Raw genomic sequence first — 17,588 nt, forward strand, 5'->3', positions numbered from 1 at the left:
AATCACAACAAAAGGAAGGTTCATGAGTAAAGTAGCGGTTATTTATTTTTCGGGATATGGCCATACCAAAAAAGTGGCTGAATTTGTAGCTGATGGAGCAAACGCTCAACTTATTGCTATTGATGAAAATGGCGATATACAAGACGCCGATTGGGATACGTTAAACAATGCAGACGCCATTATTTTTGGTGCACCTACCTATATGGGCTCATATCCTTGGCAGTTTAAAAAGTTTGTTGATGCTACCTCTAAAGTATGGTTTACCATGGGGTGGAAAGACAAAATATTTGGCGGGTTTACTAATAGCGGCAGCCTAAATGGCGATAAACAAGTCACTCTAATTAGTATGCAAACATTGGCTTCGCAACATGGTGGAATTTGGGTAAGCCTAGGGTTACCACCGGCCAATAAACTGGAATCAACTCGTCAAGACATCAATAATTTAGGCGGTTCAGTTGGCGTATTAGTGCAATCACCTACTGATGCAGATGAATCTGCTATTCCATCAGGCGATTTAGAAACGGCCCGTTTATACGGCGAACGTGTAGCTGATATAGCCAAACGCTTAAAGTAAAAGTCACTCGATAAAATAAGTTAAAAAAGCCACATTGTGTGGCTTTTTTAGTTTGATAATTCCAATTTTTGTTGTTTGTGCTCTAGCTGGTATAGGCTTGAAAATTGACGTTTATGAACTTCAAATAAATACGCTCTTAGCTGCTCTTTACCATGGTGAATGTGTTTAATTTTTGCTGCTATGCCACACTTACTCTGCCTAACCGGTTCTATATCTAATGATATCGCCGCTTCGTTGGGTAAAATAAATTGCATATTCTGCAACTCATCAAGTTCACTGTGTACTGATGTGGGTTTTAAAAATATCCCTGTGCTAGATATAGATTCAATGCAAAAACCTTGGCTTTGGATATTTAATTCGCTCAACCGCCAGCTGCGCTGAATACCTTTAGTGTCAATTACTTCGGGGGCTTCTAATACAGTACTGAAATGGCCTAATTCATCGGTTTTAAATTGAAGTGGGAACCATAGTTGGTAGTGGGCTACTTCTGCTAATAAGGTTAATTTAGCTTGACCAAGTAAATGCGCAATACCATCTGGTATTGATGCTTGTACTGTTAACTTTGTTTCATTGATTAATGCACTACTTTGACTAGGTTCAAATAAGCCAGATAAAAAGTTAATTTCTTCGTCAGACAAATCCATGTATTTTCCTTAATACCTAAATTGTGGATTCTATTCCTCACAAGGTTACTGCCCAATGAATGAACAGTTTATTATTTTGTAAGCTCCGCATAGCGCGGCTAAATTTTTATACAATTAAAAATTTCAACCTTCCTGATTGAAATTTTAAGCTGTTGATTTTAATTGGTTTTGTTTGTTTTTAAACTCAGTGAGTTAAATAGTTGTATGCGTTTTTTAGTATTTTAACCTTATTATCACCAATAAGTTAAGTAATAAAGTGTACAAAATTAAAACGCTTCGCGATGTTTTTATATCAACAATGCGTAAATGAGACTTAGGTCTAGCTTACGAAGCATAAGGAAATACTTAGAATAGCGCCAAATAAAAATGGGGTTTAAGGGGTTCCAAATGCAATTAGAACGAATTCGTCGTAGCGACTTACACAACAAAGTAATGTCTGCAGAGCAGGCCAGTTTATTTATTAAAGACGGTATGACCGTGGGTATGAGTGGTTTTACTCGTGCCGGTGAAGCGAAAGCTGTACCACGTGCGCTTGCAGAGCGAGTGCGTGAAAACCCAATGAAAATTAACTTAATGACGGGCGCGTCATTAGGAAACGACTTAGATAAGCTACTAACTGAATCAGGTGCGTTAGCGCGTCGTATGCCATTTCAAGTAGACAGCACATTACGTAAAGCGATTAACAACGGTGAGGTCATGTTTATTGACCAGCATTTATCTGAAACCGTTGAACAGCTACGTAATCATCAGTTAACTATGCCTGATGTAGCGGTCATTGAAGCCGTAGCTATTACTGAAGAAGGCCACATAGTACCTACAACATCAGTGGGCAATTCAGCCAGCTTTGCTATTTTTGCCAAACAGGTAATTGTAGAAATTAATATGTTACACCAGCCAGAGCTTGAAGGGCTGCACGACATTTATATTCCATCTTATCGTCCTACACGTACGCCAGTGCCGCTAGTGAAAGTAGATGACCGCATTGGTAGTACTGCAATTCCAATTGATCCGGCTAAAATTGTGGGTATTGTATTTACCAATCAAAGTGACTCATTTTCAACCGTTACCGACCCAGATGCAGATACAGCCTCTATTGCACGTCACTTAGTGAACTTTTTTAAAGAAGAAGTAGCACAACAGCGTATGCCTGAAAACCTAGGCCCATTACAAGCCGGTATAGGTAACATTGCCAACGCAGTAATGATGGGTTTATTAGACTCTGATTTTAAAGACCTCACTATGTATTCAGAGGTACTACAAGATTCTACCTTTGATTTAATTGATGCGGGTAAACTTAATTTTGCATCAGGGTGTTCAATTATTTTATCAGAGCGTTGTAACTCACAAGTATTTAATAACCTTGAAAAGTATCGTGATAAGCTAGTACTTCGTCCACAAGAAATGTCGAACCACCCTGAAATTGTGCGTCGTTTAGGTATTATTGCAATTAACACTGCACTTGAGTTTGATATATATGGCAACGTTAACTCAACCCATGTGTGTGGTACTAAAATGATGAACGGTATTGGTGGTTCAGGCGACTTTGCACGTAATGCGCATGTATCGGTGTTTGTAACTAAATCAATTGCCAAAGGTGGCGCTATTTCAAGTGTTGTGCCTATGGTAAGCCATGTTGATCATACTGAGCACGATGTTGATATTTTAGTAACCGAGCAAGGCCTTGCTGATTTACGCGGTTTAGCGCCACGCGAACGTGCAATTGAAGTCATTAAGCACTGTGTACACCCAGATTATCGCAACGCCATGCTTGACTACTACGAGCGTGCATGTGTTCGTGGCGGTCATACGCCTCATATTTTAGAAGAGGCATTCAGCTGGCATACCCGCCTTGAGCAACAAGGCACAATGAAGCAAAGTTAATACATAAAACCCCGCATCTGCGGGGTTTTTATTTTGTAATTAGTCTAAAATATTAGACTCAGACCAAACCCTAAGATCGTGAAGAATTCCTAGTGCAGAGCGCCCAAACTCAGTGAGCTCGTAGGTGACAGCAATAGGTCTAGTGCTGATCACCGTCCTTAAAACCATCTTATTGGCCTCTAACTCTTTTAAACGTTGATCTATCATTTTTTTGCTCGCTCCACCTAACATTCGAGTTAGATCATTAAAGCGAACAGGTTCATCTTTTAAGTGATAAATAATAGAGCTTGTCCACTTCCCGCCAATTAAGCGCATTCCTTTTTCAATAGCACAAGGTTCTAAGCAGGCATTTAAAACTTTTTTTCTTCCCTTACTATCTGTTTCTATAGAGCTTTCCAAAATTTAACCTCTAAAATAGGGTGGTTACTAAAAGTATACTAATTGAATCTATTCTTCAGGTAACTATTATATACCACATTAAAGTAAAGACCAATTTTTGTACTATTTTTGGAGAGATCACATGAGCAAGGTACTCATTATAAATGCACACCAATATTATTCTTTTTCAGAGGGCAAATTAAATGCCACCCTAGTTGATGTAGCATCATCGATACTGATAGAAAAAGGCCATGAAGTTAAAACCGTAACTATGACAGATAGTATTGATGTAGAGGCACAATTAGCACTTCATAAATGGGCTGACGTTGTCTTACTGCAATCACCTATTAACTGGATGGGCGTGCCATTTTCGTTTAAAAGATATATGGACGAGGTGTATACAGCCGGTATGGGTGGCGCCATGTGTAATGGCGATGGTCGTCACCAGGACGACCCAAAAAGCGGTTATGGCACAGGTGGCACACTTAAAGATACTAAATATATGATGTCACTCACATTTAACGCACCAGAGGAGTCATTTAACAATTTAGAAGAATTTTTTAATGGTAAAAGTGTTGACGACTTAATGTTCCCAATGCATATGAACTTTAAGTTTTTTGGTATGACAGCAATGCCTACCATTGCTTGTTTTGATGTTATGAAAAACGCCGATATAGATACTGACTTAGCGCGCTTTAAAGCACATATAAGTACACACTTTTGAGAGGAAACACAATGACTAATGCATCACAGTATACAAATAAACTTCTTCCGGGGAGTCGTTTCCCAAAGATTAATTGCCCTGTACTAAATAGTAACGAAGTAGAGTTAGGGCGTGTCCAGCAAGACGCTGCTTGGCAAATGGTGGTTGTGTATCGTGGCCAGCATTGTCCTATGTGTACGCAGTATCTAAATCAGTTAGAAGAAATTAAACAGTCATTACAAGACATTGGAGTTTCTTTAATTGCTGTATCGGCCGACAGCGAAGCGCAGTTGTTAACACATAAAGAGAAGTTATCAGTGAGTTATCCCATTGCGTTTGAATTAAAGCCTGAACAAATGAATGCGTTAGGGCTGTATGTTTCTCAACCTCGCAACGCTCAAGAAACAGACCATTTATTTGCTGAGCCTGCTGTGTATGTAGTGAATGAACACGGTACAATACAAGTTGTTGATATCTCAAATAACCCATTTGTAAGACCAGATCTGTCTACTTTATTGCGAGGTATAACTTGGATTAAAAACCCTGATAATAATTACCCTATTCGTGGAATGCATAAAGGTTAATGTTTGATGGTTTAAGTTTGCCACTATGATCTGTAAAATAACTGCATATTATTTACAGACTCGCTATGGCGAGCAACACAGAGTAACCATAATGGAAAACAAACTAACTGCAATCGATACACTCGCTGAACTTGAAAGTTTTTTACTGCAAGTTGAAAACGGCGGCCTAGGTTTAACCGGCGTAGCAGGCGTGGGTATGGCAACTAACAATGCTGACGGCAGCCGTTTTGTAGCCGTGTTTGATGACAAGCAACAACTTTTATTAGCACGTGAAATTACCGAAGAGATCTTCCAAAGCGGACAAGACATGGTGCGCAACGGCGTAGGGCGTAAGCACTAGTACCTTACTACTAATTTAAAAAGCGCCAAATGGCGCTTTTTTTGTGGTTTTATTTTAAACAGGTGTTAAATATAAAATAAATTTACACAAATGGCACGCTATGTAATGGTTTCACTAGTTTTATTATGTAAAAGCGAAATAGCTCAGGTGAAATCATCAATATTCAACCGTTATCAGGTGTTAGTTAGTATGGACTTTATTGCTATCGGACTTTTCTTTTTAGTTCTTCTAATCGCTTTATCTATTGTTTGGAGCACGCTAAAAACGGGAATTTCACCGATGATGAGCTCAAGCAAAGCGCGCCAAACTATGCTTAATGCAATAAGCATGGATGAAAAAGGCGCATTAATTGATTTGGGTTCAGGTTGGGGGACGCTCGTTATAGCGGTTGCTAAAAATTATCCTAATAAACATGTTATTGGCTATGAGTTATCGTGGTTTCCTTGGATGGTTTCAGTGCTTTTTAAATATAGTTTGGGTTTAGGTAATCTTACCCTCTATCGTAAAGACTTCAAAAATGCCGATCTTAGTTCTGCGTCTACTTTGGTATGTTACTTGTTTCCTGGTGGTATGGTAGCGCTTGAAGATAAGTTAAAGCATGAAAAAGTTAATAATAAAATCACTATTGTGAGTAATACCTTCGCTTTACCTTCATGTAAACCAACTAACGTTATCAAGCTTAAAGATTTTTACCAAACGCCTATTTATGTATACCACTGGCAATCCAAATAGAGGGATATTATTTGGATTCAGTGCTTAGTTGATGTCATATTTTTTATCCATAAGTTCATGTTATCTGCAGACATTGGTTTGGCAATATAATAGCCTTGCCCATGATAGCAACCCATATCTATAAGTACTTTTTCGAGCTCTTGCGACTCGATCCCCTCTGCTATTAGGTTAAACCCAAATGCTTTACTTAGCGCCACGATACAGGTAACGATGGACTTGTCTTCATGGTCTGATAGGAGCTTTTTAACAAAGCTTTGATCTATTTTTAATGTATCTAAAGGTAATTTTTTTAAGTAACTCAAAGAGGCGTAACCTGTACCAAAGTCGTCTAACGCAATACTTACCCCTAAATTTCGACAGCCATTGAGAACGTCGACTGCCTGTTCAACGTTTCCAATGGTGGTGCTCTCTAAAATTTCTAATTCGAGGGTTTTTGGTTTTATATTATTAGTGCTGATGAGTAACTCTCTGAGGTTTTCAACAAAGCCCTCACTAAGTAAATGAGCTGGAGAGATGTTTACACTCATAGAAAGATGATTTCTAGTCCAAATTTTATGTTGTTTTAAGGCTTCAGCAAGTACCCATTCACCAATTAATATACCAATGTGTGGGTGCTCTAATGCCTCTGAAAAGTGACCAGGGTAAAGTAAACCCAAAGTAGGGTGATTCCAGCGTATTAAGGCTTCAACGCCAATCAACTGGTGATCCATTAAATTTACCTTTGGTTGATAATGTAGAATAAACTCTTTACGAGCAATGCCTTTTTCAGCAGCCAATAACAAATCATGTCTTGCATGCCTTAGGCTTTCTTCCTCTGGATCAAAAAACAGAATCCGGTTTGTTCCTGATCTTTTTGCTTGGTACATAGTTTGATCGGCTCTTCGTAAAATGTCATCACAAGTTAAGCCATCATCACTGGGAAGTGCAACGCCGATGCTGACTGAAATTTGAACGGAGCACGAAAACTCTGCTAATTTTATCGGATCATTTACCTCAATTAGCACGTCTTGTAACAGAATCTCATATTCTTGTATTGTGTGCGCAGCCCCTCTTAATAAAAGGATAAACTCATCTCCACCAATACGCGCTAGTGTATCTTCCTTGCGTAATGTGTTTTGTAGCCTTTGGGCAATGGTTTTCAACACGAAATCTCCGATTTCGTGACCGTATTTGTCATTAATAGGTTTAAAGTTATCTAAATCTAAATAGGCAACGGCGAGCTTTTGGTGAGATGTAATAGCTTGTTGAAGTTGATCGATTAAAATAGGGCGGCTTGCTAGGCCTGTTAGGCTATCGTAATGTGCCATGTCATGAAGTTTTTTCTCTGAGCTTGCGCGTTGAATAGAGCTAGATATAGAGTGTATCAACTGAGCGCTTTTTAATTGGTTTTTAAGTAAATAATCGCTTGCTCCTAGCCGCATAGCTTCTGCTGCTATTTGTTCATCTCCCAATCCCGTGATCATAATCACAGCGCAATGATTATTTACAGACTTTCTAATATTATCTAGCAGGGTAAGCCCGGAGCCGATACCTAATCGATAATCAACTATGACGCAATCAAACTCCCCATGTTCAAGATAAGACATCGAGCTTTCAATAGAGGATGCTTCTGAAATTTTCGCCTGTATGTTAGAGCGAGATATCATACGACGTATATGTTCTCTATCAACCGCATCGTCATCAACAATGAGTAGGTTAATAGTGTCGCAGCTTTCAAAATCATCTATTGAAGTTCTCATATCCATATCTCTTGCAAAATAGCTTATTCAAGCTCAATGGCATGTATATAAGCATCCATAAGTATCGCTAATTTGGCAAACTGCGGGCCAATTGCATGTTTAACCATATAACCTGCTACGTTGTTATGATACGCGCGAGTACGATCGTTATCCTCATTGGAGGTCGTTAGTATAAATACAACGGTATTGTTTAAGTTTTTATCTTTACGAATATGGTCTAAAAATTCAAACCCATTCATCACTGGCATATTTAAATCAAGTAATACCAAGTAAGGCTCCGATATTTCTTTTTGTTGCGCTTTTTCTCGTAACGCATCTAGCGCAAGTTTTCCGTTTTGTTTCCAAATTATTTTAATTTTAGGATCAACTTTTTTTAAGCTTCTTGTAACGGCTTCCGCGGCAACATCGTCGTCCTCAACAAGTAGTATGGATAGATTTTTGATCATAAATTCTCTTTCCTAGCAAAGCGTGGCCACCAAACATGAAATGTTGACCCTTTGTGCGGTTCATTTGAACTAACTGAAATGCGCCCACCATGGGCTTGTGCAAGGCGCCGACTAATAGACAGCCCTATACCTGAAACCGACTTATCATCGGAAGTTGTTTGAAACAAACTAAAAATACGCTCGTAAGCCTCTGGTGGTATACCGGGTCCATCATCAGTCACAGTGATATGGCAAAGCGTATTTTCTGCTACACAACTAATCTCTATAGTTCCTTCTTTACTGTCATGGTGTTTAATAGCGTTACTTAATAAATTACGGACCACGGTTTCAAGTGGCGTCCATGCAGTCACGATGGTATTTAATTGAATGTCTTTATGAATCTTCATTCCAACTGGTAAATCTAACAGTTCGGTAACGTTATAAATTAATTTATGCATATCGATTACTTGAGTATCTAGGCTGGCTTTACCAGCTCTTGCATAGGCCAATAAATTATCTATTAACGTCTCCATTTTGTGAATACGATCATCAATACGCGTTAAGTTATATTCGACTTCAGGCGTGGTAGTGCCCAAATCTTCTTTTACCCATTCAATTAAGTTTGAAATGCCTCGCAATGGAGAGCGTAAATCATGAGAGGCCACATAGGTAAATTCTTTCAGGCTAGTGTTATTTTCTTTTAGCTCGGTTTCCATTCGTTTTCGTTCTGTTATATCTAACAAGGACACAAATACCATGTCTTCGTCATTGGTGTTTATAAAAGGACTCAGGCCCACTTCAACTGGGAATTCTTTTCCATCTTTGTGTAAGGCGGTTAAATCTCTGCCTACTCCCATACTTCTGACACTGGGTTCACGATGAAATGAATGGCGAAGTGCTGAATGGTGCCCTTGATAGCGCTGCGGTAATAGCATTTCCATTTTTTTATCGAGTAATTCTATTTCACTGTAGCCAAAAGATTTACATAACGATTGATTAACCGCTTGAATAATGCCCGCTTGGTCTACTATTAACACACCATGTGGTGCAGCCTGAATAGAGCGTTGAAACATATTGTTAGCGCGCAGCCTTTGCGATATATCAACCAGTGTGGCTAAAACTAACTCTTGTTGTCCGTGTATTGGGTTTAAGCCTATTTCGATTGGGATTTGCTTACCATTTTTTTGACTCGCAAATAACTCACGACCTTCACCCATTAAGCGTTTTCGAGGGTTAACAAAAAACTGACTCATCAAATGGGTATGGTTCGCTTTAAATTGCGCTGGAAGTAAACTATCTATGTTCATTCCTATGAGTTCTGAATCCTCATACCCCAGTATTTCAGATAGTTGACTATTGGCAAAAAGGATCTGAGCATCAGTATTAACTATCATTGCCCCCATGGGTAAACAATTAACTAGCTGAGTTAAAAATGCTTCATCCATATTTACATTTACACTTGGCGAATTAGATTTTTTATTTACTTTTTTAAGGTCCATCAAGCATCCCGCAAGTAAATGTAGTTCCTATAGTATAGTAATAGTCGAACAAGTAATGAACAGCAAATCTAGAGGATGATCATATTGTTTAAATGCTAATTTTAATAATTTCTTCTTGTATTTTAGCGAGTCATTATGAACGTACTGTTCAGAGTGAGGTGTATAAAAGACGTGTTTCTTTCAGCTTTTAATAAAAATCATTTCACACCAACACAAAGAGTTTAGGTTGACACTTGACCTGTCTATTACTCTATAGTTTACATTTAACATCGCATTTAAAAATGTATGGAGTCATATGTGTATCGTATTTCTGAGCTAGGTGCATTAGTTGGTTTATCGAGGACCACTTTACTTTATTACGAAAAGCTTAAGCTAATTTCTAGTAAGAGGTTAGAAAGTGGCTACCGAGTATATAGCGAAAGAGTTTTACAGCAGGTGCGTTTAGTTCAACACCTAAAAAGTGGTGGACTGAGCTTGGCTGAATGTAAGTCTTGCCTCGATAGTAAGTTAGATAAGTCTGTTCTTAAGTTTCGTTATAACGAATTAGAAGAAGACATTAAACGAAAACAAAAGTCATTGGCTTTGCTGTCGTCTCTGTTAGGAGAAAACAGTAGCAAGTCATGGCATGAAATGCTTAGCGAAGTGGCTCCAGATGCGCATATTGACTGGTTAAAAACTCAAGGGTTTAACGAAAAGCAAGCTCTAAGAATTAGGTGGTTATCAAAAGATATGAACGAACATGACAAATATATGCAAGATTTTATGAGCGTATTTGCAGCACTAGAATCTTGGGGGCCTAATAGTGAAGAGGACACGAAAAAAGCGTTTCATTTACTTAGTACCAATCCTAAACGAATTTTAGAGATTGGCTGTGGCAAGGGTTACTCAACAATATTACTCGAAAGGTTATCGAACGCAGAAATAATAGCGACTGACAATGAGCAAAGTGCGCTTGATAAAGTAGAAGATAAAATAAAGCAGCATAACTTGAGTGAGCGGGTATCAACTAAATGCACCAGCATGACAGAATTAAACTTTGGCACTAAAAAGTTTGACGTTATTTGGGCTGAAGCCTCGGCTTATATAATGGGTATAGAAAACGCCCTAAAAAAATGGAAATCGTTACTCACCGACGATGGTACTTTGGTTTTTAGCGATTTAGTTTGGTTAACTGACAGCCCAAGTCAAGATGCTATTGATTATTGGAAGAGCGATTATCCAGATATACAAACAGTTAATACACGTAAATCACAAATAGAAAAAGCTGGCTACCAGCTTCAGCATACATTTACGGTATCAGTGCAAGCTTGGAAGAATTATTACGAGCCACTCGAACTGCGCTTACAAGATGTTGCATCAAAAATGACTGGGTCACAAGCTGTGGTTGATATTCAAAATGAAATAGATTTATATAAATCTCATTTAGGCGAATTTGGTTATCAGTTTTTTATTGCTAAAAGGCTTTAAGAAATCAATAACCATGGGCTAACCCATAGAATAAATAACTTTAGCTTAAACACCATTCATATTAACCGGTTGAATGGTGTTTTTAATTATTATTTGAAAAGTATTTAACTGTGGCGTCACATAATCTCAATACCATGGAAATCAAAAAGCAGAAAAACAGTCAATAAATTAGTCGGTGCGATAAATGTGCGATATTTTTTATTATTAAATTAGGTAGTACGAAAGGAAAGCAGTTTTTATTGAATAATATAGAATTATGAAAGGATTTAAATGGTCGGTATGGAGAGATTCGAACTCTCGACCCCTGCCACCCCATGACAGTGCGCTACCAAGCTGCGCCACATACCGACTTTGATAGCAATAGTACGTGTATTTATAAAAAAATCAATAAGCTTTTGTTTGTTTGGATGTTTATTGCGCAAGCGCTTAGTTTTAAGGACTTGCGCAGGAGACTCTTTACGGCCCTAGTCTTTATTTAACCACTGGTTGATCGTGTTATACATTTCATCTCGTAGTATTGGTTGTGCAGTTTTGTTAGGGTGTAAGTTATCGTTTTGCATTAGCTCGTTTTTTCCTGCTACTTTAAGTATAAAAAACGGCATTAAATGTGAGTTAGTAGCTTCACTAACACTGGCAAAGCTATCGGTGAACATTTTACTGTACCGAGGGCCATAGTTAGGTGGAATATATATTTCCATAAGTGCGGTTTGTGCATCTGCAGCTTGGCTTTTTTTAATTAAAGCGGTTAAGTTAGTTTGCATTTTAGTGATTGGAAAACCGCGCAGGCCGTCATTGGCACCGAGCTCAATAAGTACGTGAGTGGGTTGATATTGCTCAAGTAGCGCGTCTAATCGGCGCAATGCTCCGCCGGTGGTTTCGCCGCTAATACTGGCATTTACTAAGTTGATAGGGCGTTGCTCGGCATCGTATTTATCTTGTAACAATTGCACCCAGCCTTGTTCTTGTTTTAAGCCATAGGCTGCGCTTAAACTATCACCAAGTATTAAAATCGTGTTGTTAGCTGCCGCGTGTAGTGGGTTAATAACTAAAAATAAAATGAATACACAACGTAGGATTGAATGAGTCATATGTCAGCGCTTTCTCAATTAAATATAATTCAAGTAAATGGTTTGTCTAAAGTGGTTTCCACCTTTGAAGGTGAGTTGTCCATCCTCAGCGACATCAGCTTTAATGTCAAGCATGGTGAGTCTGTTGCTGTTGTTGGCACATCGGGTTCTGGTAAGTCTACATTATTGAGCTTGCTAGCAGGGCTTGATACCGCCAGCAGTGGCGAGGTAATGTTAGATGGTGAGCCTTTGCACAAGTTAGATGAAGAAGCGCGAGCAGCACTGAGAGCCGCTAAAGTCGGTTTTGTATTTCAGTCTTTCATGTTGGTGCAAAGTTTAACCGCACTTGAAAATGTGATGCTACCTGCAGAGCTTGCTGGCGAACATGACGCTAAAGAGCAGGGACTCGCCTTGCTTGAAAAAGTTGGTTTGAGTCATCGTATTGATCATTACCCATCGCAGTTATCTGGTGGTGAGCAACAACGTGTTGCTATTGCTCGTGCATTTGTGGGTTCGCCTAAAATACTGTTTGCCGACGAGCCATCAGCTAACCTAGATAGCAAAAACGGCCATATGATTGAGTCGTTATTATTTGATTTAAATAAGCAAAATGGCACAACGCTTATTTTAGTTACCCACGATGAAGCACTGGCGCAAAAGTGTGAACGTATTATTCAGATTGAAGCCGGTGAGCTGGTACATAATTCAACTGAGGAAATGGCAAATGTGGGCTAAATTAGCACTTAAACTATTTTCTCGAGAGTTTCGCCGTGGTGAACTAACCGTTATAAGTGCAGCCATTGCTTTAGCGGTGTTAACGGTGCTTACTTTATCTATGGTGACCGAGCGAATTGCACAAAGTATTGCGCAAAAAAGTAGTGCCTTTATTGCAGCCGATAGGGTGTTGGCCAGTAACCATGCCATAGATACCGCTTATATTACTCAAGCCAAACAGCAAAACCTCAAAACAGCGCAAATGGTGTATTTTGACACTATGCTGTTTGCAAACGATGAAATGCAATTTAGCTCAGTAAAAGCTGCGTCAAACAGTTACCCGCTTAAAGGCCAGTTAAAGGTTAAGTCGGGCTTAAACGCAGAAACAGAAGTTGCCCCGGGGGCACCAACCCCCGGTAACGTGTGGCTAAGTGAATCGGTTTTTTACAGTTTAAATATAAACGTAGGCGACCAAGTTGAGCTAGGTGCTGCGTTATTCAATGTGGAAAAGGTGATTGTTGAAGAACCCGATGCGCCGTTTAATGTGTTCTCTAGCAGCCGCAGGGTACTAATTAATATTGACGATGTACCAAAAACTGAAGTAATACAGCCCGGTAGCCGTGTATTTTACCGCCAGTTGTATGCAGGTGATGAAAGCGAAATAAATAGTTTTTACGATTGGTTAAAACCGCAACTTAAAGAAAACCAAAACTGGTATGGTGTTAAAGACCGTCAATCGCCCATTTCAAATAGCTTAAATAGAGCTGAAAGCTTTTTGTTATTAGCCGGTTTGCTAGGGATTATTTTAGCCGCGGTTGCTATTGCAGTATCGGCTAAGCGCTATTGTGAGCGTCAATACGACCCAGTCGCAATGATGAAAACTTTAGGTGGCAGCCGAGATATGATCCGTAAAATTTACCTTATGCACCTATTAATGGTATGTACCATGGCGGTGGTTGTTGGCCTAGCTATTGGCTATGGTTTGCAAGAGATGGCTACCGGTTATTTAGCTAAAAGTATGGGTACCGAACTGCCCATGGCTGGTTTTAAACCTTGGCTGGTGGCGATTAGTACAGGGGTTATTTGTGCGGTTATGTTCTCTATTAAGCCACTTTTAGATTTATTTGATATTCCACCGCTCAGAGTACTTCGCCGTAATTTAGGCGATCGACTAGCGGTAAGTAAAATTCATTTAGGGCTAAGTGCACTCACCGTGTTTTTATTAATGTGGTTATTTAGTAATAACATAAAAATTACGCTTATTTTGTTTGTCTCAACGCTTGCGCTTATTTTGGTGTTATTTTTAATCTCTAAGTTAATATTTGGCGGTGGCCGCAAGCTTGGCTTAAAGCCGGGTAACAGCTGGTCTTTGGCTATTGCGTCTATTCAAAAGCGCGCCAATGTTAATGCAGTGCAGTTAATTAGTTTTTCGTTAGCTATTAAATTACTGTTATTTTTAATTGTGCTTAAAAATGATATTATTTCTGATTGGCAGTCACAATTACCAAGTGATGCACCTAATGCTTTTTTAGTGAATATTACGCAAAATGAACTGGACCCAGTTAATGAATATTTAGCACAAAAAGGCATTCAGGTGTCGGAGTTTTACCCGACTATTCGTGGTCGCGTAAATGCCGTCAACGGTGAAGCGGTTGCGCGTGAAGTGTCACTGCAAGATAACGAGAAAAAAGACGAAGAAGCCCGCTCAGGCATTGGCCGCGAGCTCAATTTAACCTGGCTTGACGAAGTCCCTTCGCAAAATGACATTATCGATGGCCAGTGGTTTGGCGATGACGCCGTTGCCGAGGCCTCACTGGAAGAGTCGATGATGCAGCGCCTCGATGTTAAATTAGGCGATACTCTTACATTTTTAATCGGTGCGCAGTCGTTTGATGCTAAAATAACCAGTGTGCGAAAAGTAAATTGGGCCACACTCAAGCCTAACTTTTTTATTATTTTAAGCCCAGATGTACTTAGCGACTTTCCGGCAACCTATATTTCATCGGTACGCATTGAACCTGAGCAAAAGCGCGACTTTAGCCAGTTATTACGTTCATACCCCACTATTACAGCAATTGATGTAGATAATTTTGTTAAGCAAATACAGTCGACTATTGAGCAAGTGTCGTTAGCCATTGGTTTTGTATTGGCTATTGTGGTGTTATGTGGTGCGTTGGTACTAATATCGCAGGTGCAAGCAAGCTTAGGTGAGCGCATGCAAGAAATCGTAATATTGCGTACGTTAGGTGCTAAAAGCCGATTAATAAAAAATGCCACTTTATATGAGTTTTTATTACTGGGCGGTTTAGCCGGACTGGTCGCTGCATTTTTTAGTGATATTGCACTGTTAATAGTGCAGCAGCAAATGTTTGATTTGGCGGGTAAGCTGCATCCAAATATTTGGATTATTGGCCCCGTTGCTGGTGGCGTGTTTGTAGCAGGTTTAGGTTATTTTATGATTGCCCGTACGCTCAAACAAAACACCCAAGGCTTAGTGCGCGCATTGGCGTAAACTTTTTGGCCAAATAGAGTTTAAATGCCTACTTTTTAAGTAGGCATTTTTGTTTTGGCTTGGTACTGGTAATTTATACAGTGCTCTGGCATTATTAGCATTATTAATAAATAACAATAATGAGAGTGCTGTTTGGCCATTATTTTAGGGATCGATCCGGGCTCGCGTTTAACGGGTTACGGTGTGGTTGCGCACCAAGGTGCTAAGTTTACATACTTAGGCAGTGGCTGTATTAAATTAGCCGATCATGACTTTCCCACCCGACTTAAAATGATCTACCAAGGTATTACGCAGCTTATAGAGCAGTTTTCGCCTGAAACCTTTGCCATAGAAAAAGTATTTATGGCACATAACCCCGATTCTGCTTTAAAGCTTGGGCAAGCCCGTGGTGCTGCCATTGTGGGGGCCTCTATGGCCGACTTACCGGTGTTTGAATACTCTGCACGGCAAATAAAGCAAGCCGTGGTGGGTAACGGTGGAGCAGATAAATCGCAAGTGCAACATATGGTTAAAAATATACTTAAACTGCCAGGTACGCCGCAAGCCGATGCAGCAGATGCACTCGCGATTGCAATTTGCCATGCTCACTCTGAACAAAATTTAATAAAACTAGCGGGTAGCGCAAGCAAAACCGTTAGAGGACGTCTAAGGAAATAACAATGATAGGTCGCTTAAACGGCGTGTTAGTTGAAAAACAGCCCCCAGAAATATTATTAGAAGTGAGTGGCGTTGGCTACGAAGTACAAATGCCAATGACCTGTTTTTATGATTTACCCAAAGTGGGCGACAACGCCATTGTGTACACTCACTTTGTTGTACGCGAAGACGCACAGTTATTGTTTGGCTTTAATAATAAAACCGAACGAGCCTTATTTCGAGAGCTGTTAAAAGCCAATGGCGTAGGACCTAAGTTGGGTTTAGCTATTTTGTCGGGTATGTCGGCGCAGCAGTTTGTAAGTTGCGTAAATAATGAAGACGCTACCGCCTTGGTTAAACTGCCAGGGGTAGGTAAAAAAACCGCCGAGCGCTTAGTGCTCGAAATGAAAGACCGATTAAAGAATTGGGGCAACGACTTATTTACCCCATTTAGCGACAGCGCCGTAATAGAGCCTGCGAGCGATGCAACTATAGCTAATAATGCGGCCGATGATGCGGTTTCGGCGTTAGTGGCGCTCGGTTATAAATTGCCACAAGCGCAAAAAGCAGTAAAATCAGTAAGCAAACCCGATATGTCGACTGAGGTTCTAATTAAAGAATCTTTGAAATCAATGCTGTGAGTAAATTATGATCGAAGCTGATCGCTTAATAGATGCTGCTGAAAAAACCAATGAAGACACCATAGATCGTGCTATTAGGCCTAAGTTACTGGCCGATTATCGTGGTCAGCCGCATGTTAAGCAACAAATGGAAATATTTATTGAAGCTGCGCGTAGCCGCAGTGAAGCGTTGGATCATTTATTAATATTTGGCCCGCCAGGCTTAGGTAAAACCACGCTTGCTAATATTGTAGCAAATGAATTAAGCGTAAATATTAAAACGACCTCGGGCCCTGTACTTGAAAAAGCCGGCGATTTAGCTGCATTGCTTACTAATCTTGAAGAAGGTGATGTACTGTTTATTGATGAAATTCACCGCTTAAGCCCACAAGTAGAAGAAATACTTTACCCTGCAATGGAAGATTACCAACTCGATATAATGATAGGTGAGGGGCCTGCAGCACGCTCTATTAAGCTTGATTTACCTGCATTTACCTTAATTGGCGCAACCACGCGTGCGGGCTCATTAACCTCACCACTGCGTGATCGCTTTGGTATTGTACAGCGTTTAGAGTTTTATTCTGTTGAGGATTTGTCGCATATAGTGGGGCGCTCAGCGCATTACCTTGATTTAGAAATGTGTGACGATGGCGCAGCTGAAATTGCCAAGCGCTCTCGTGGCACACCGCGTATAGCAAACCGTTTATTGCGTCGCGTGCGCGATTACACCCAAGTTAAATCAGATGGTACGGTTAATGCCGAGGTTGCTCAACAAGCCCTCGATATGATTGATGTTGATAAAAGCGGCTTTGATTACATGGACCGTAAATATTTACTCGCCATCATCGAAAAATTTATGGGTGGCCCGGTTGGCCTTGACAACCTAGCCGCTGCCATAGGCGAAGAAAAAGAAACCATAGAAGATGTGATTGAACCGTTTTTAATTCAACAAGGGTTTATTCAGCGCACGCCTCGCGGACGAATTGTGTCGGATAATGCGTATCATCATTTTGGTTTACTTCCCAAGCAAGACTAATTAGCAGCCTGAGATAGATTTATTATCCAGAGTTTAG

General features: G+C 39.9%; 18 protein-coding genes and 1 tRNA gene. 12 read left to right on the plus strand and 7 right to left on the minus strand.

What is annotated here, in order from left to right; genetic code table 11:
* The first annotated feature begins 22 nt into the window (after positions 1-22).
* A complete protein-coding gene (locus FHG08_RS09525) occupies positions 23-574 on the plus strand; it encodes a flavodoxin family protein (protein WP_178955670.1) in 552 nt (183 codons plus the stop codon).
* Positions 575-621: 47 nt separating this feature from the next.
* Here FHG08_RS09525 and FHG08_RS09530 read toward each other — a convergent pair whose 3' ends face one another.
* Positions 622-1,218, minus strand: coding sequence for a hypothetical protein (locus FHG08_RS09530; RefSeq protein WP_054200650.1), 597 nt, complete (start codon positions 1,216-1,218; stop codon positions 622-624).
* A gap of 387 nt (positions 1,219-1,605) precedes the next feature.
* On the opposite strand from FHG08_RS09530, the gene FHG08_RS09535 reads away from it, so the two are divergent.
* Complete coding sequence (locus tag FHG08_RS09535; RefSeq protein ID WP_178955672.1) at positions 1,606-3,099, plus strand: acetyl-CoA hydrolase/transferase family protein; 1,494 nt, start codon at positions 1,606-1,608, stop codon at positions 3,097-3,099.
* A gap of 39 nt (positions 3,100-3,138) precedes the next feature.
* On the opposite strand, the gene FHG08_RS09540 is transcribed toward FHG08_RS09535, so the two are convergent.
* Entirely contained in the window at positions 3,139-3,498 is a 360-nt protein-coding gene (locus tag FHG08_RS09540; protein WP_010392830.1) for a helix-turn-helix domain-containing protein, read from the minus strand.
* A 121-nt stretch (positions 3,499-3,619) separates the two neighbouring features.
* Between FHG08_RS09540 and FHG08_RS09545 the strand changes: the two genes are divergently transcribed.
* The 4 genes from FHG08_RS09545 (at position 3,620) to FHG08_RS09560 (ending at position 5,836) form a co-directional block, all read left to right on the plus strand.
* Positions 3,620-4,201, plus strand: a complete 582-nt coding sequence (locus tag FHG08_RS09545; protein WP_178955673.1) for an NAD(P)H-dependent oxidoreductase — start codon at positions 3,620-3,622, stop codon at positions 4,199-4,201.
* Between the two features lie 11 nt (positions 4,202-4,212).
* Complete coding sequence (locus FHG08_RS09550) at positions 4,213-4,764, plus strand: redoxin domain-containing protein (protein ID WP_178955675.1); 552 nt, start codon at positions 4,213-4,215, stop codon at positions 4,762-4,764.
* Between the two features lie 91 nt (positions 4,765-4,855).
* Positions 4,856-5,104: a hypothetical protein gene (locus FHG08_RS09555; RefSeq protein WP_008114111.1), complete on the plus strand. Its 249-nt coding sequence runs from the start codon at positions 4,856-4,858 to the stop codon at positions 5,102-5,104.
* 147 nt (positions 5,105-5,251) lie between these two features.
* Complete coding sequence (locus FHG08_RS09560; RefSeq protein WP_256872129.1) at positions 5,252-5,836, plus strand: methyltransferase; 585 nt, start codon at positions 5,252-5,254, stop codon at positions 5,834-5,836.
* Between the two features lie 17 nt (positions 5,837-5,853).
* On the opposite strand, the gene FHG08_RS09565 is transcribed toward FHG08_RS09560, so the two are convergent.
* Genes FHG08_RS09565 through FHG08_RS09575 form a run of 3 tightly spaced genes read right to left on the minus strand, consistent with a single transcriptional unit; the run spans position 5,854 to position 9,499 of the window.
* Positions 5,854-7,575: a GGDEF domain-containing response regulator gene (locus FHG08_RS09565; protein ID WP_232735491.1), complete on the minus strand. Its 1,722-nt coding sequence runs from the start codon at positions 7,573-7,575 to the stop codon at positions 5,854-5,856.
* 23 nt (positions 7,576-7,598) lie between these two features.
* The gene (locus tag FHG08_RS09570) at positions 7,599-8,021 is read right to left on the minus strand and encodes a response regulator (protein ID WP_138608864.1); all 423 of its coding nucleotides are present in this window, start codon (positions 8,019-8,021) and stop codon (positions 7,599-7,601) included.
* A complete protein-coding gene (locus FHG08_RS09575; RefSeq protein WP_138608866.1) occupies positions 8,018-9,499 on the minus strand; it encodes a PAS domain-containing sensor histidine kinase in 1,482 nt (493 codons plus the stop codon). The genes FHG08_RS09570 and FHG08_RS09575 overlap by 4 nt, the downstream gene beginning before the upstream one ends.
* Positions 9,500-9,796: 297 nt before the next feature.
* Between FHG08_RS09575 and FHG08_RS09580 the strand changes: the two genes are divergently transcribed.
* Entirely contained in the window at positions 9,797-10,966 is a 1,170-nt protein-coding gene (locus FHG08_RS09580) for a MerR family transcriptional regulator (protein WP_178955679.1), read from the plus strand.
* Between the two features lie 271 nt (positions 10,967-11,237).
* Here the strand turns inward: FHG08_RS09580 and FHG08_RS09585 are convergent.
* Positions 11,238-11,314: transfer RNA gene (locus FHG08_RS09585), tRNA-Pro, on the minus strand.
* Positions 11,315-11,430: 116 nt separating this feature from the next.
* Positions 11,431-12,054 (minus strand): arylesterase, encoded by a 624-nt coding sequence (locus FHG08_RS09590; RefSeq protein ID WP_178955680.1) that lies wholly within the window; start codon positions 12,052-12,054, stop codon positions 11,431-11,433.
* Here FHG08_RS09590 and FHG08_RS09595 point away from each other — a divergent pair, their 5' ends adjacent.
* The 5 genes from FHG08_RS09595 (at position 12,055) to ruvB (ending at position 17,551) form a co-directional block, all read left to right on the plus strand.
* Positions 12,055-12,768, plus strand: coding sequence for an ABC transporter ATP-binding protein (locus FHG08_RS09595; RefSeq protein ID WP_178956845.1), 714 nt, complete (start codon positions 12,055-12,057; stop codon positions 12,766-12,768).
* Positions 12,758-15,259 (plus strand): ABC transporter permease, encoded by a 2,502-nt coding sequence (locus FHG08_RS09600; protein ID WP_178955682.1) that lies wholly within the window; start codon positions 12,758-12,760, stop codon positions 15,257-15,259. The genes FHG08_RS09595 and FHG08_RS09600 overlap by 11 nt, the downstream gene beginning before the upstream one ends.
* A 132-nt stretch (positions 15,260-15,391) precedes the next feature.
* Entirely contained in the window at positions 15,392-15,916 is a 525-nt protein-coding gene (ruvC, locus tag FHG08_RS09605; RefSeq protein ID WP_008114131.1) for a crossover junction endodeoxyribonuclease RuvC, read from the plus strand.
* Between the two features lie 2 nt (positions 15,917-15,918).
* Positions 15,919-16,536: a Holliday junction branch migration protein RuvA gene (ruvA, locus tag FHG08_RS09610; protein ID WP_008114133.1), complete on the plus strand. Its 618-nt coding sequence runs from the start codon at positions 15,919-15,921 to the stop codon at positions 16,534-16,536.
* Between the two features lie 7 nt (positions 16,537-16,543).
* Positions 16,544-17,551, plus strand: a complete 1,008-nt coding sequence (gene ruvB / locus FHG08_RS09615; protein WP_178955684.1) for a Holliday junction branch migration DNA helicase RuvB — start codon at positions 16,544-16,546, stop codon at positions 17,549-17,551.
* The last annotated feature ends 37 nt before the right edge of the window (positions 17,552-17,588 follow it).

Origin of the sequence: Pseudoalteromonas sp. Scap03, from assembly GCF_013393115.1 — a bacterium.
Classification (GTDB): Bacteria; Pseudomonadota; Gammaproteobacteria; order Enterobacterales; family Alteromonadaceae; genus Pseudoalteromonas.

Coding starts and splice junctions, on each gene's coding strand:
- FHG08_RS09595 (WP_178956845.1), top strand. CDS start 12,055: ATGTCAGCGCTTTCTCAATTAAATATAATTCAAGTAAATGGTTTGTCT.
- FHG08_RS09535 (WP_178955672.1), top strand. CDS start 1,606: ATGCAATTAGAACGAATTCGTCGTAGCGACTTACACAACAAAGTAATG.
- ruvB (WP_178955684.1), top strand. CDS start 16,544: ATGATCGAAGCTGATCGCTTAATAGATGCTGCTGAAAAAACCAATGAA.
- FHG08_RS09590 (WP_178955680.1), bottom strand. CDS start 12,054: ATGACTCATTCAATCCTACGTTGTGTATTCATTTTATTTTTAGTTATT.
- FHG08_RS09555 (WP_008114111.1), top strand. CDS start 4,856: ATGGAAAACAAACTAACTGCAATCGATACACTCGCTGAACTTGAAAGT.
- FHG08_RS09600 (WP_178955682.1), top strand. CDS start 12,758: ATGTGGGCTAAATTAGCACTTAAACTATTTTCTCGAGAGTTTCGCCGT.
- FHG08_RS09550 (WP_178955675.1), top strand. CDS start 4,213: ATGACTAATGCATCACAGTATACAAATAAACTTCTTCCGGGGAGTCGT.
- FHG08_RS09575 (WP_138608866.1), bottom strand. CDS start 9,499: ATGGACCTTAAAAAAGTAAATAAAAAATCTAATTCGCCAAGTGTAAAT.
- FHG08_RS09565 (WP_232735491.1), bottom strand. CDS start 7,575: ATGAGAACTTCAATAGATGATTTTGAAAGCTGCGACACTATTAACCTA.
- FHG08_RS09570 (WP_138608864.1), bottom strand. CDS start 8,021: ATGATCAAAAATCTATCCATACTACTTGTTGAGGACGACGATGTTGCC.
- FHG08_RS09545 (WP_178955673.1), top strand. CDS start 3,620: ATGAGCAAGGTACTCATTATAAATGCACACCAATATTATTCTTTTTCA.
- FHG08_RS09525 (WP_178955670.1), top strand. CDS start 23: ATGAGTAAAGTAGCGGTTATTTATTTTTCGGGATATGGCCATACCAAA.
- FHG08_RS09530 (WP_054200650.1), bottom strand. CDS start 1,218: ATGGATTTGTCTGACGAAGAAATTAACTTTTTATCTGGCTTATTTGAA.
- ruvA (WP_008114133.1), top strand. CDS start 15,919: ATGATAGGTCGCTTAAACGGCGTGTTAGTTGAAAAACAGCCCCCAGAA.